Genomic DNA, 13,319 nt, shown 5'->3' on the forward strand with positions numbered 1-13,319 from the left:
TGATCCTTAACCGTATTTATTGTGCGTTGGGGAGGCAGGTCATAATGAACTCCCGATCGTTTTGGTCTGTTACCTGAAATCCCAGCTGATGATACAGATGGCGGGCGGGATTATTTTTCAGCACGCTCAGCACCACCGCCTGATTTTGCGTTGATGCCTGTGCGAGCAGGTTTTGAATTAGTTGCTTGCCGAGGCCGCGGTTCTGGAAATTGGGGTGGATTTGAATCTGAATCAGATACCAGTGCTGTTCCTGCGGCATAAAACGGTACTTGAATAACCCGGCAGGCCGCCCGTCTGCCTGTACGATATGCGCGTGTTCGAATTCATAGCGTACGCGGCGCATCAGGCTCTCGTGGTCCGTCGATGCGCCGATGTCCGCCAGATATTTCCCCATGGTCAGCTTGCGCAGTTGCAACAGGAAATCGATATCGGATTCGGTGGCGGGGATGAGATCAACATGCATGGTTTTTTCTCCACTGCGGAAAGCCTGATGAACGTCCATAAGGTAAGGTGCCACAGCCAGCCGGATGCCGTCACCTGTCAACAGGGTAAATATACGATTCGTGGGAAATGCTGCGGACGAAGAAAATGGCAGATCGCCGTTATCCGCTGCGTAAACGGCCTGACTGGGGTATCATCGCTGCCGTTTGTGATTGAGTGAAGGTGGGCAATGAGTACGCAATTATCCGAAAGTTATCTGCAACGTTTTGGCGGTACGGCACGATTGTATGGCCAGCGGGCGTTGTCGCTGTTTGCCGGGGCGCATGTGTGCGTAATCGGCATTGGCGGGGTTGGTTCCTGGGCGGCGGAAGCGCTGGCGCGCACCGGCATCGGCGCGATTACCCTGATTGATATGGATGATGTGTGCGTCAGCAACACCAACCGGCAGATCCACGCATTGCGCCAGCATACCGGCCAGTTGAAAACCGAGGTCATGGCGGAGCGTATTCTGGCGATCAATCCGGAATGCAAGGTGACCTGCGTTGATGATTTCATCAGCGCCGATAACGTGGCGGAACGGCTGGATAACCATTTCAGCTATGTGATTGACGCCATTGATAGTGTCCGCCCTAAAGCGGCGTTGCTGGCCTGGTGCCGTCGTAACAAGATTCCGGTGGTGACGACCGGCGGAGCGGGGGGGCAAATTGACCCTACGCGTATTGAAGTCGCCGATCTGGCGAAAACCATTCAGGACCCGCTGGCAGCCAAGCTGCGTGAGCGGCTGAAGCACGATTTTAATATCGTTAAGAACAGCAAAGGCAAGCTGGGGATCGATTGCGTGTTTTCCAGCGAACCATTGGTCTACCCGCAGCCGGATGGCTCGGTTTGCGCATCGCGTAGCACCGCTGACGGCGTGAAACGTATGGATTGCGCATCCGGTTTTGGTGCCGCGACGATGGTGACCGCCACCTTTGGTTTTGTGGCGGTTTCTCATGCGTTGAAAAAAATGATGGCGCGTGATGCCCGGCAGGCGCAAGCCGCCGCACTGAATCAGGATTCCTGACCGGCGATATCGTGGATACGGCCGGCCAGTGCGGCCAGCCCGCCGGCCCGTGAGGCGCTGAGTTCAGCGCGCAACCCCAGCCGCTCGAACAGCGCCAGCGGATCGCTCTGTTGCAGCGCCTGTGGCGTTTTACCTTCCACTGCCGTCAAGATAATCGCTAGCATCCCACGCACGATGCGGCCGTCGCTGTCGCCGTAAAAATGCAGCGAGCCGTCCGCCTGCCGTTGATATCCCAGCCAGACGCGGTTTTCACAACCAGGCAGCTCAATCTGCTGCTGACGATAGGCTTCCGGTAGCGGCGGCAGGGATTTGCTTAGCAGAATCAACTGGCGGTAGCGCTCTTCCCAGGATCGGCAGGCGTCAAAGCGGGTTATCAGCGCCGCTTCATTGATGTCGGTGCCAAACGGGTGCGGTGTAGAATCGGTGGTCATCATCAATCCATCAGTAATTCAAGGGCTTTCTGGGTTGAGTGGACCAACTGGTCCACATCCTGTTGCTGGTTGTAAGGCGCAAACGAGGCTCGTAATGTACCCGCAACACCCAGAGCGGCCATCAGTGGTTGAGCACAATGGTGACCGGCCCGTAAGGCGATGCCATCCTCCGCCAGCAACGTCACCAGATCGTGGTGGTGCACGCCATCAATAGTGAATGACAACAGGCTGGAGCCCGGCGCGCGAAAGCTGCGAAAACCGGGTATGCGGCTCAATTGCTGTTCTGCATTGTTCGCCAGTGCAACACTGTGCCGATCGGCGGCGCGGCTGTCCTGTTGTCGCCACCAGTCAATCGCGGCGGCTAGCCCGATCACCCCGGCAATATGCGGCGTGCCGGCTTCAAATCGCTGGGGGATTGCCTGAGGGGTAAAACCGTCAAACGATACCGTCGTCATCATTTTTCCACCGCCCTGCCAGGGCGGCATGGTTTCCAGCAAGTCGGGTTTGCCGTATAGCGCGCCGATGCCGGTCGGGCCATACAGTTTGTGGCCGGAAAAAGCATAAAAATCCGCACTCAACGCCGACACATCCGTCGTGGTATGCACAATGCCTTGCGCACCATCGACCATCACTACGGCGCCGGCCTGATGCGCCAGAGTAATGGCGTGTTGCAGGTCCGGCATACCGCCCGTCACGTTCGACATTTGCCCGATAGCCAGCAGACGGGTGCGGGCATTGAGTAGTGAGGGCAGCAAGCGAAGATCCGGCAAATAGTCTGCGCCAATCGGCAGCTTTACCACACGAGCCCCTGTTTGCTGCGCCACCATTAACCATGGAATCAGGTTGGCATGGTGTTCGGCTTCGCTAACCAGAATCTCATCACCGGGTTGTAATCGTGGGCGGGCATAACATTGCGCTACCAGATTGACGGCTTCCGTCGTCCCTTTGGTCCACACGATACTGCGAGCCTGCTCTGCGCCGAGGTATTTCGCGACTTTTTCGCGCGCCAGCTCGAACGCTTCCGACAACTGCCGGGCGGCGCGATGCTGGCTGCGATGTACATTACCCGTTTCGCTGGCATAACAGTGCTGAACCGCTGCGATGACGGCTTCGGGTTTTAGCGCCGTCGCGGCGCTATCGAGATAAACACCGGGCTGACGAAGTGCGGGAAATTGCCGGCGAAAGTCCGGGGCGTTAAACGGTTTCATGTCTGTCCTCTGTTGAGCGACAGATCCTGTCCCATTTTTACGCCTGAAACAAGTTTAGGACGATCCTGAACGAAAATCGTGCCTTGCTTGCTACCCTTAATCTTGCTGGTTTTGGCGTTTAATAACGAAAAATTACGTTATGTAAACATTAAAAATCATCAGGAGTTAATTATGAAGAATAAGATTGTTACCGTGGCGGCCTTGGGGATAGCATTATCGCTGTCGGCCTGTTCGAGTCATTACGTGCTGGAAACGTCGGATGGACGCACCATCATCACCGAGGGTAAACCGAAGGTGGATGATGAAACCGGCCTGATAAGCTACACCGATGCTTACGGTCATCATCAACAGATCAACCGTAATGATCTGAAAGCGATGACGGAAGCGAAGTAACGAATAGCGGCTGACAGAGAACGTTCAGACGAAAAAAAAGCACCGCAAAAAACGCGGTGCTATGCAAAAATCACTTAGACAGACAGGGTAAATGTACAGGAAATGAAAGGTAGCAGTGCTACCACGTCTGAAATGCAGACAGTAAACAAATAGCAAACACAACATCACAACCACAAGCCAAAAACACACCAGTCAACCTGTTGCGCTTTTCGTTCCGGCTCAGGGAAGTGGCGCTACTATAGGTATTTGCTGGTGCATCCTCAACGGACAATTTATAATGCATCGGATTACAAAAACTAATGGCAAATCACGGTGCATTCACCGGGATAGGCCGCATACGAAGAATCCGGTTTATGTCGAAACGATTGCCGCCTCTCAATGCCCTGCGTGTCTTTGATGCTGCTGCCCGTCACCTGAGCTTTACCCGTGCGGCCGAAGAGTTGTTTGTGACTCAGGCCGCCGTTAGCCATCAGATCAAATCGCTGGAGGATTTTCTCGGCCTGAAATTGTTCCGTCGCCGTAATCGTTCCCTGTTGTTGACGGAAGAAGGGCAGAGTTATTTTCTGGATATCAAAGAAATTTTTTCTGCGCTTAATGAGGCGACTCGTAAGTTGCAGGCGCGTAGCGCCAAAGGCGCGCTGACGGTCAGTTTGTTGCCCAGTTTTGCTATTCACTGGTTGGTGCCGCGTCTGTCGAGTTTCAATACGGAGTACCCCGGCATCGATGTGCGGATTCAAGCCGTGGACCGCGAGGAAGAGCGCTTATCCGACGATGTGGATGTGGCGATTTTCTATGGCCGAGGGAACTGGCCTGGTCTACGGGTAGAGAAACTGTACGCGGAGTATCTGTTGCCGGTTTGTGCGCCGCAGTTGCTGACCGGCGAGCATCCGTTGAAAACGCCGGGAGATCTGGTATGGCATACGTTGTTGCATGATGCTTCGCGACGCGATTGGCTGGCTTATACCCGTCAGTTAGGGATCGCACAGATTAATGTACAGCAGGGGCCGATTTTTAGTCATAGCGCGATGGTGTTGCAGGCGGCGATTCACGGGCAAGGCGTGGCGCTGGCTAATAATGTGATGGCGCAGACCGAGATTGAGGCCGGCAGGCTGGTGTGTCCGTTTAATGACGTCTTGGTCAGTAAGAACGCGTTTTATCTGGTTTGTCATGACAGCCAGGCGGAACTGGGTAAAATAGCCGCCTTTCGCCAATGGATTCTGGCTCGTGCGGCTAGCGAGCAGGAAAAGTTCCGCTTCCGTTACGACAATGGTTCTCGTTAAAAACCGTTTGGGTTGAACACCCCGTTCACGCCGGGCTCACCGGCTTGGTTTCTTTTTCTTGATAATGGAATAGATTCGAACGATGAACAGCCGTTTTATGCTGATATTCGCCGCTGTCAGCGGGTTTGTCTATGTGGCATTGGGCGCATTCGGCGCACATGTTTTGAGTAAATCGCTGGGCGAAGTCGAAATGTCCTGGCTGCATACCGGGCTTCAGTATCAGGCGTTTCATACGCTGGCGATTCTGGTGCTATCGGTGGCGATGCATCAACGGGCGAGTGTCTGGTTTTACTGGAGTGCGGCGTTTCTGGCGCTGGGCACGCTGTTGTTTAGCGGTAGCCTGTATTGCCTGGCGTTGTCGCATCTTAAACTGTGGGTATTTGTCACCCCGGTCGGGGGCTTCTGTTTCCTGACGGGCTGGCTGTTACTGTTAATTGGAGCCTTACGCTTAAAGAAAAAGGCTGAGTAGCATGAATAAAGTGATTTTGTACTGCCGCCCGGGATTTGAGAAAGAGTGCGCGGCGGAAATTACCGACAAAGCGGCGCGTTATAACGTTTATGGTTTTGTGCGGGTAAAAGATAACAGCGGGTATGTGGTGTTTGAATGCTATCAGCATGAAGATGCCGATCGGCTGATTAAAGAGTTGCCGTTTCAGGAACTGGTGTTCGCCCGTCAGATGATGGTCTGCGGTGAGTTGCTGCGCGATTTGCCGCCGGAGGATCGCATCACGCCTATCGTCGGGATGCTGACCGGGGTGCTGGAGCGCGCTGGGGAACTGCGGGTTGAAGTGCCCGATACCAATGAAAGCAAAGAGTTGATGAAGTTTTGCCGCAAGTTTACGGTACCGCTGCGCGCTGCATTGCGGGAAAACCGTATTCTGCTGGCGCAGGAGAAAGCCAGCCGTCCGGTCATCCATGTGCTGTTTATCGCGCCCGGTTGCTGTTACGTCGGCTATTCCTACAGCAATAACAACTCACCGTTCTACATGGGGATTCCACGGCTGAAGTTCCCCGCGGATGCCCCAAGCCGTTCGACGCTGAAGCTGGAAGAAGCCTTCCATGTGTTTGTACCGGCGGACGAGTGGGACGAGCGCCTCGGCAGCGGCATGTTTGCGGTGGATTTGGGGGCTTGCCCCGGCGGCTGGACCTACCAACTGGTAAAACGCAGTATGATGGTTCACGCCGTCGACAACGGTATGATGGCGCCGAGCCTGATGGATACCGGCCAGGTTATCCACCATCAGGCGGATGGTTTCCGTTTTGAACCGCCGCGCAATAATATCTACTGGCTGGTGTGCGATATGGTAGAAAAACCGGCCAAAGTCACCAACCGTATGGCGGACTGGCTGGTCAACGGCTGGTGTCGTGAAGTGATCTTCAACCTCAAGCTGCCGATGAAAAAGCGCTATGAGGAAGTGACTCAGAATCTGGCTTTATTGGCGCAGCGGCTGGAAGAAAACGGCATTAACTTCGAGATTCACGCCAAGCATCTCTATCACGATCGCGAAGAGATTACCGTTCATGCCCGACGCATCTGGGGCGCGATTCCTGGTCGTCGCGACGAACGCTAAAGACGAACGTTAAGTGCGTCGGCGGACTGCCGTTGGCCGTTTCTGTGATTGTGCCAACGGCCTGACTACCACCTAACCCGACGCGGGCAGGCGTAGCTGTTGCAGGTTGCCGTTCAGCACCAAATCGGTTTTGAGCGTGGCGACCTGACGGCAGCGGTAAGCCATGTCTTGCTGAGATTCCAGTTTACGTCGCCATTTCTCCGGTATCTGTTCTAACTGCTGGTATAACGCTTCCAGCGAACCTGCCTGTTGCAGCAACTGTGCGGCGGTTTTCGGCCCGATTCCGCTCACACCGGGGATCTTGCTGCTACTGATGCCGGCCAGCCCCCAGTAATCCGGCAACTGCTCTGGTTGCACGCCGAATTCTTGTTGGATGAAAGGGACATCCAACCAGCGTTTTTGAAAGTAATCCCGAATGCGGATGGTTGGCGCCAGTAACTGACAGTAGCCTTTATCGGTTGAAACAATGGTTGCCTGATGCCCTTGAGCAGCGACTTTGCTGGCAAGCGTAGCGGCGAGATCGTCCGCTTCGTTGCCTGGCGAGTGCCAACTGTCCACCCCTGATGCCAGAAAAGCCTCTCTGATTTGCGGCAATTCGCGAGACAAGTTTTCCGGCATCGGCGCGCGTCCGGCTTTGTACTCCGGCAACAACTGGTGGCGCCAGCTCTGGTCGCGTTGTTCGTCGTCAAAAACGGCAACGGCATGGGTTGGTCGACTGTGCTGGATCAACTGATTCAGGGCATGTTGGCAGGCGGCCAGGCAAGGGGAGCCTTGTACCGCATGAATGCGTCGGATCAGGTTGAGTGCGTCGACAATAAGCAGATGTACGGCCATAAGCGGTGATTATGCAAAGGTTCGCCACCGGGCTAGCGCCGGTGGCGAACTGATGGTCAGGAACAGATTTCGTAGCACGGCACGTAGGCGCTGCCGGGCAGCTTCATACGCTGCTGGGACACAAAGTCCTGCAACAGCCGGTCCATGTTCTTCATGATATCGGCATTACCACGCAATTTGTACGGGCCAAACTCTTCGATGAGCCGAATCCCCGCATCTTTGACGTTACCGGCCACGATACCGGAAAATGCCCGGCGCAGCGTTGCAGCCAACTGTTCGGCGGGCTGGTCCGGATGCAGGTTGAGGTTCGCCATATTCTCATGCGTCGGCTCAAACGGCAGTTGCAGGTCCGGGGCGATGCGCAACGACCAATTAAAGCTGTAGGCATCACCGGTATGGCGACGGTGCTCTTTTACCTGCGGCATGGTTTTTTTCATCTGGCGGGCGACTTCGGCCGCATCGTTGATGATGATGGAATAGTAACGACGCGCCTGACGACCAAGCGTACTGACGATAAATTCATCTAATACCCGGAAGTAGTCGGCGCTTTCCCGTGGGCCGGTCAGAATAATCGGCAACACCTGTTCGCTGTTGCTCGGGTCCATCATAATTCCCAATAAGTACAGGAATTCTTCCGCGGTGCCGACCCCGCCTGGGAAAATGATGATGCCGTGACCGATGCGTACAAACGCTTCCAGTCGTTTTTCAATATCCGGCATGATAATCAGCTCATTCACCAACGGGTTGGGCGGTTCCGCCGCGATGATGGAAGGCTCGGTCATGCCGATGAAACGCCCGTCCCGGTAACGTTGTTGGGCGTGGCCCACTGCGGCTCCCTTCATCGGCGCTTCCATCGCGCCCGGGCCGCAACCGGTACAAATGTTCAGTTCGCGCAGGCCAAGCTGGCTGCCGACTTTACGGGCATACAGGTATTCGTTTTCATTGATGGAGTGACCGCCCCAGCACACCACCAGATTCGGGTCTTCGCCGACATGCAGCGCCCGGGCGTTGCGCAGAATGGAAAACACCAGATTAGTGATGTGGGCCGAGTCTTCAAGGTTCAGATTCTGGTAGCGGCCGGCATTGGCTATCTGGCCGTTTACAAACAGGATATCGCGCAACACGGCGAACAGGTTGGCTTGCAGCGAACGGATTATCTGCCCGTCGACAAACGCCTCTTCCGGCGGGTTGACCAGTTCTAGTTTGACGCCGCGCTCCCGGCGCAACACATTGATATCGAAATCCTCGTAGCGGGAGAGCAGCTCCTTGCTGTTGTCCGTCTGACTGCCGGAGTTCAGCACGGCGAGGGAACAATTACGGAATAATCGGTAAAGATCGCTGCTGGCAGTGCTTTTCAGCATGTCTACTTCCAACTGCGATAGTAAATCCATTGAGCCTAACGGGCTGATATGTGTGATCATACTACTCCCTGAAACGCAGTGTGCGGCTACAGTTGTTCAGTATGTTTGTACAATAAGTTTGCACAATACGTTTGAACGACACGCGGGTTAAATGCGTTTGTTTGATACGTTTCTCTGCTGTCTCACCTTAACGTGTCGAATGGCCTTTTGCCAAGGTATGCGCGTGCTCTGACGATAAAGTTGCGCGGCGCTACGCACTTTGATACGTATTCTGTCGACTACCGGCACGGTAGTCAGGATAAAATACGTGTTCAGCGACAACCGACAGCTAGATTGAGAGGCGAGATGGATCAGCAGGTATCACAGGCATTGAGTGCGTTTACCCGGCGTTACGTCGAGTTATGGCAACGAGAGGCGGGGCATCCGCCGGCCAGTGAAGCGCTGTACGGCGTCGCGTCGCCCTGCATTGTCGCAACGCAGGAGAGCCAGGTGCATTGGCTGCCGCAGACATCAACGGCAGCTGTGCGGCTGGATGGTGTGGAGCGCGCGCTGGGGATTCAGTTGCACCCGGATATTCATTCGTTTTTCACCAGCCAGTTTGCTGGTGACATGACGGCGCGTTTTGAGGATTTGGAATGTACGCTGCTTCAGGTCTGGAGTGAAGACGATTTTATTCGCCTGCAGGAAAATCTGATTGGTCATCTTTTGACACAGAAACGATTAAAATTGTCACCGACATTATTTCTTGCGACAACCGACTCTGAAATGTCGCTAATCTCTTTGTGCAACCTGAGCGGCGAAGTTGTGTTGGAAGAGTTTGGTACGCGTCAGCGCCGGGTGTTGTCATCGGATCTGAGTGGTTTTTTGTATAAGTTGTTGCCATCTCTTGTATAAATTGTTGCTATTGATTCCATAATGCTGAATCGCGTTTCGCTTTTCGGCGTGTGAGAGATCTCTTACATTGTGTGTAAGTTATCTCTTATCTTTAATATTAAACTAAGATTTCCATTTAATTTTTGTATTATTAATTAATGAATTAATGGCTCTCGTCAATAAACCGCATTTTTTGCATGGCTATTGTGCCGTTTGGGTGGCTTGCTGATTCGGTTTAATTAATACATCTTATTATTCAGTTTAGTAACACGGTAACAGGTTATGTCGACCATGCCAGGAGGGCAGGAAGCATACTTTGTTACAGCCAGACTCTTTTTTCAGGATGAAATAAGGGACACCTCCAGGAAGGAGAATGAGAGCCGGCCTGGGAATGCCGGTGGGGCAGGAGCCTAAAGGAATGGGATCACGGATGATTATGAAGGATCGACCGTCACGGATGAAAGAGGGATCGCCAGCAAGGATTGTGGGTTAGGAAGACCATAAAGGACAAGTTTTCAAGGACGAGCAGGGAAGCAACAAGGTAGCGGGACTGCTGCAAACGAACTAAGAGGGAACCGAGAAATCGGTTCCCTCTTTTCGTTTTGTTTATTGCCTGCACGTTGCGGCGCCGGGTGGTATGCCGATGATGAAAGGGGATTCGGGTGTCAGAATAAGGCAACGATGCTATGCTTTGCCGCCCCTGCCATTGAGCCTGATGAGAACCGGACCCCATGAGTGTAGAGAGTCAGATTAGACAATCGCTATTTGCCGTTGAGCGTGCGCTTAAAGCGAGCTCGCTATGGCAGTCTTCGGCCCCGGACGAGACGGCATTCGCCAGCCGGGAGCCGTTCTGCATCGATACGATGGCGGCGGAGCAGTGGTTACAGTGGGTTTTTTTGCCGCGTATGCATACATTGCTGGATGACGGCGCCCCGCTGCCTGTTCGGCTTGCCGTTCTGCCTTATTTTGAAGTGTCGTTCGATGGCCGAGCCGATGACGTGGGCGAATTGCTCACGCAGTTACGTATGCTTGACGCCCTGTTCGAGGAATAAGGATGCTGGAGATTATTTATCAGGACGAGCATCTGATCGCAGTAAATAAACCTGCGGGTTGGTTGGTGCATCGCAGTTGGTTGGATCGCAAGGAAAAAGTCGTGGTGATGCAAACCGTACGCGACCAGATTGGCCAGCATGTGTTTACGGTTCATCGTCTCGATCGCCCGACCTCCGGCGTGTTATTGATGGCGTTGTCCGCTGATGTGGCTCGTTTGCTGGCGCAGCAGTTTGAACAGCACCGGATGGAGAAAATCTACCATGCCGTGGTTCGCGGTTACGTCATGGAAGATGGTGTGATTGATTATGCGCTGACGGAGGAATTGGACCGCATTGCGGATAAATTCGCTGACCCGGATAAAGCGCCGCAGCCTGCCGTCAGCCACTATCGGGTACTGGCTCGTGCGGAAATGCCGGTGGCGATCGGGCGGTATGATACGGCACGCTACAGCCTGCTGGAATTGAGCCCTAAAACCGGGCGTAAGCATCAGTTACGGCGGCATATGGCGCATTTGCGTCATCCCATCATTGGGGACACCACCCACGGCGATTTGCGTCAGAACCGCGGTATGGCGGCGTATTTCGGCTGCGCCCGATTGATGCTGCACGCCAGCCGTTTGTCGTTAACCCACCCGGTGACCGACGAACCGCTGGTTATTCAGGCGCGTTGGGATGAATCCTGGCAAGGCGTCATGACGCAGTTTGGTTGGCAAGGAAGCCTTGCGGATATTGAAAGGGTTGAGTTTCCTCAGGTGTCCGGTCAGGATAACCTGACGTCAGCGTAAAACAGGAGAATCAGCGTCATGGCGCAAGTCGGTATTTTTGTTGGCACGGTGTACGGTAATGCATTGCTGGTGGCGGAAGAGGCAGAAAGCATTCTCAAGGCGCACGGGCATGAGGTAAAGGTTTTCGAGGATGCTTCGGTGGATGACTGGCTGGCTTACAGTCAGCAGACGGTGTTGGTGGTGACTTCCACCACCGGGCAAGGGCAGTTGCCGGAGTCTATCGTGCCGTTGTACGAAGCGCTGCGCGAGAAAGTCGGCTATCAGCCGGATCTGCATTACGGGCTGATTGCGTTGGGCGATAGCAGCTACGATAACTTCTGTGGCGGTGGTCATCAGTTTGATGCCTTGTTGCAGGAGATGAGCGCGAAACGCGTGGGCGAGCTGTTGGAGATTGATGCAGCGGAGCATCCGGAGCCGGAGGTGATTTCCAGCCCGTGGGTGGAATCCTGGGCGGCGATGTTGACGGCGTAATGGGTTCCGCACGCCGGCGTTCAGCTCGTGACGGCGGGGCCATTAGGCCCCGTTTTTTGTGATTGCGTTCATCACCATCATTGCGGGTTAGTGCAACGGCGTGTGCTGCTATAGCTTTACGGCTATAACCTCGTTTACTGCATACGCCTCGTTTGCCATAACGCCTTGCGTGTTACTCACCCTGATTGCCGGAGGCAACGGGCGATGACCGGCGGTTTAACGTTGGGTCAGTTTTTCCAGATCGGCTTCGATTTCGCTGATCTTGTTGGTAACCACGCTTTCCAGGTGACGCAAGTCTGACAAAATTTTGCGTTTCAGATCGACTTCAACCTGGTCGCGCTGGCAAATCTGGTCGAGCTCATCCACCACATAACGCAGGTTGGGGCTGATCTCGTTAATTTCCTTGTAACCTTGCCCGGCATTGTCTGCCGCGATGGTTTTTCGCTGGCGTGGATATTTAAACTTGACGCTTTTAGCGAAGAATTCCCCTTTATCCTTGCGAAAATAAATCTTCAGAATATCGTTGTTGGCTTCCTGACGAAGGCTGTAACGGTCGATATCTTCCGGGTTGGAAATCCCAAGACTTTTCAGATTGTCGTACATAACACCACCTTTCTTGTTTTACGTCGGCCTGAAAAACTGGGCCAGTGTTGTTGGTCGTGACGGCTGGATGCCGTAAAAAAATGGCGGGTAATAACCCGCCATTCAGTGTAGTCGATAGTGGTATTAGTCGATAGTGCGCAATAACTCATTAATGCCCACTTTTCCGCGGGTTTTTGCATCCACTTTTTTCACTATCACGGCACAATAAAGGCTGTGGCTGCCGTCTTTGGCAGGCAGGTTACCGGACACGACGACTGAACCGGCCGGTACGCGGCCGTAATGTATTTCACCGGTTTCACGATCGTAAATTCTGGTGCTCTGGCTGATGAAGACGCCCATCGAGATAACAGACCCTTCTTCTACGATCACGCCTTCCACCACTTCGGAACGGGCGCCGATAAAGCAGTTGTCTTCGATGATGGTCGGGTTGGCCTGCAGTGGTTCCAGCACGCCGCCGATGCCAACACCGCCGGACAGATGCACATTTTTACCAATCTGGGCACACGAACCGACGGTGGCCCAGGTGTCGACCATGGTGCCTTCGTCAACGTAGGCGCCGATATTGACGTAAGACGGCATCAGCACGGTATTCCGGGCGATGAATGCGCCCTGGCGTACGCTGGCGGGCGGTACGACGCGGAAACCTTCACGCTGGAAGCGCGCTTCATCGTAGCCGGCGAATTTCATCGGCACTTTGTCGTAGTAGCGGGTTTCGGCTCCTTCCATCAGCTGGTTGTCATTGATGCGGAAAGAGAGCAGCACCGCTTTCTTCAGCCACTGATGCGTTACCCACTGGCCGTTGATTTTTTCAGCCACTCGCAGCACACCGCTGTCTAACTGGCTGATAACCTGATTTACCGCTTCGCGCGTCACCGTATCCACATTGGCTGGGGTTATCTCTGCGCGACGCTCAAATGCGGTTTCGATGATGTTCTGTAGTTGCTGCATCCTGT

General features: G+C 54.2%; 16 protein-coding genes. 9 read left to right on the forward strand and 7 right to left on the reverse strand.

Annotated elements, in window-relative coordinates; genetic code table 11:
* Nucleotides 1-16: 16 nt before the first annotated feature.
* Nucleotides 17-463 (reverse strand): GNAT family N-acetyltransferase, encoded by a 447-nt coding sequence (locus tag FDP13_RS02170; protein WP_143838449.1) that lies wholly within the window; start codon nt 461-463, stop codon nt 17-19.
* A 207-nt stretch (nt 464-670) separates the two neighbouring features.
* On the opposite strand from FDP13_RS02170, the gene tcdA reads away from it, so the two are divergent.
* Nucleotides 671-1,504 (forward strand): tRNA cyclic N6-threonylcarbamoyladenosine(37) synthase TcdA, encoded by an 834-nt coding sequence (gene tcdA / locus FDP13_RS02175; RefSeq protein WP_143838451.1) that lies wholly within the window; start codon nt 671-673, stop codon nt 1,502-1,504.
* Here tcdA and csdE read toward each other — a convergent pair.
* Together csdE and csdA are read right to left on the reverse strand one after the other, a co-directional pair.
* Nucleotides 1,492-1,935: a cysteine desulfurase sulfur acceptor subunit CsdE gene (gene csdE / locus FDP13_RS02180; protein WP_081979768.1), complete on the reverse strand. Its 444-nt coding sequence runs from the start codon at nt 1,933-1,935 to the stop codon at nt 1,492-1,494. The two genes, tcdA and csdE, sit on opposite strands and share 13 nt — an antisense overlap.
* A gap of 2 nt (nt 1,936-1,937) precedes the next feature.
* Complete coding sequence (gene csdA / locus FDP13_RS02185) at nt 1,938-3,143, reverse strand: cysteine desulfurase CsdA (RefSeq protein ID WP_143838453.1); 1,206 nt, start codon at nt 3,141-3,143, stop codon at nt 1,938-1,940.
* Nucleotides 3,144-3,314: 171 nt separating this feature from the next.
* Between csdA and FDP13_RS02190 the strand changes: the two genes are divergently transcribed.
* From FDP13_RS02190 to rlmM, 4 genes are all read left to right on the forward strand, one after another.
* Nucleotides 3,315-3,536 carry a YgdI/YgdR family lipoprotein gene (locus tag FDP13_RS02190; RefSeq protein WP_012770851.1) on the forward strand — a complete coding sequence of 74 codons (222 nt, stop codon included), beginning with the start codon at nt 3,315-3,317 and terminating at the stop codon, nt 3,534-3,536.
* A 353-nt stretch (nt 3,537-3,889) separates the two neighbouring features.
* Entirely contained in the window at nt 3,890-4,816 is a 927-nt protein-coding gene (locus FDP13_RS02195) for a transcriptional regulator GcvA (RefSeq protein WP_027712901.1), read from the forward strand.
* A gap of 82 nt (nt 4,817-4,898) precedes the next feature.
* The gene (locus FDP13_RS02200) at nt 4,899-5,285 is read left to right on the forward strand and encodes a DUF423 domain-containing protein (protein WP_012770849.1); all 387 of its coding nucleotides are present in this window, start codon (nt 4,899-4,901) and stop codon (nt 5,283-5,285) included.
* 1 nt (nt 5,286) lies between these two features.
* Nucleotides 5,287-6,387, forward strand: coding sequence for a 23S rRNA (cytidine(2498)-2'-O)-methyltransferase RlmM (rlmM, locus tag FDP13_RS02205; protein WP_012770848.1), 1,101 nt, complete (start codon nt 5,287-5,289; stop codon nt 6,385-6,387).
* A 72-nt stretch (nt 6,388-6,459) separates the two neighbouring features.
* Here rlmM and xni read toward each other — a convergent pair whose 3' ends face one another.
* Both xni and ppnN read right to left on the reverse strand, forming a co-directional pair.
* Nucleotides 6,460-7,221: a flap endonuclease Xni gene (xni, locus tag FDP13_RS02210; protein ID WP_012770847.1), complete on the reverse strand. Its 762-nt coding sequence runs from the start codon at nt 7,219-7,221 to the stop codon at nt 6,460-6,462.
* 56 nt (nt 7,222-7,277) lie between these two features.
* Nucleotides 7,278-8,642, reverse strand: coding sequence for a nucleotide 5'-monophosphate nucleosidase PpnN (ppnN, locus tag FDP13_RS02215; protein WP_012770846.1), 1,365 nt, complete (start codon nt 8,640-8,642; stop codon nt 7,278-7,280).
* Nucleotides 8,643-8,927: 285 nt separating this feature from the next.
* Here ppnN and syd point away from each other — a divergent pair, with 285 nt between their 5' ends.
* From syd to FDP13_RS02235, 4 genes are all read left to right on the forward strand, one after another.
* Nucleotides 8,928-9,476, forward strand: coding sequence for a SecY-interacting protein (gene syd, locus FDP13_RS02220; RefSeq protein ID WP_143838455.1), 549 nt, complete (start codon nt 8,928-8,930; stop codon nt 9,474-9,476).
* Nucleotides 9,477-10,186: 710 nt separating this feature from the next.
* Entirely contained in the window at nt 10,187-10,507 is a 321-nt protein-coding gene (locus tag FDP13_RS02225) for a YqcC family protein (RefSeq protein WP_143838457.1), read from the forward strand.
* Between the two features lie 2 nt (nt 10,508-10,509).
* Nucleotides 10,510-11,292, forward strand: a complete 783-nt coding sequence (gene truC, locus FDP13_RS02230) for a tRNA pseudouridine(65) synthase TruC (RefSeq protein ID WP_033576040.1) — start codon at nt 10,510-10,512, stop codon at nt 11,290-11,292.
* 18 nt (nt 11,293-11,310) lie between these two features.
* Nucleotides 11,311-11,763: a flavodoxin gene (locus tag FDP13_RS02235; RefSeq protein WP_027712894.1), complete on the forward strand. Its 453-nt coding sequence runs from the start codon at nt 11,311-11,313 to the stop codon at nt 11,761-11,763.
* Between the two features lie 216 nt (nt 11,764-11,979).
* On the opposite strand, the gene FDP13_RS02240 is transcribed toward FDP13_RS02235, so the two are convergent.
* Nucleotides 11,980-12,366 (reverse strand): DUF3461 family protein, encoded by a 387-nt coding sequence (locus FDP13_RS02240; protein WP_012770841.1) that lies wholly within the window; start codon nt 12,364-12,366, stop codon nt 11,980-11,982.
* Between the two features lie 123 nt (nt 12,367-12,489).
* The gene (gene dapD / locus FDP13_RS02245; RefSeq protein ID WP_012770840.1) at nt 12,490-13,314 is read right to left on the reverse strand and encodes a 2,3,4,5-tetrahydropyridine-2,6-dicarboxylate N-succinyltransferase; all 825 of its coding nucleotides are present in this window, start codon (nt 13,312-13,314) and stop codon (nt 12,490-12,492) included.
* Between the last annotated feature and the right edge of the window lie 5 nt (nt 13,315-13,319).

Source organism: Dickeya sp. ws52 (assembly GCF_007210685.1).
Lineage (GTDB): Bacteria > Pseudomonadota > Gammaproteobacteria > Enterobacterales > Enterobacteriaceae > Dickeya > Dickeya chrysanthemi.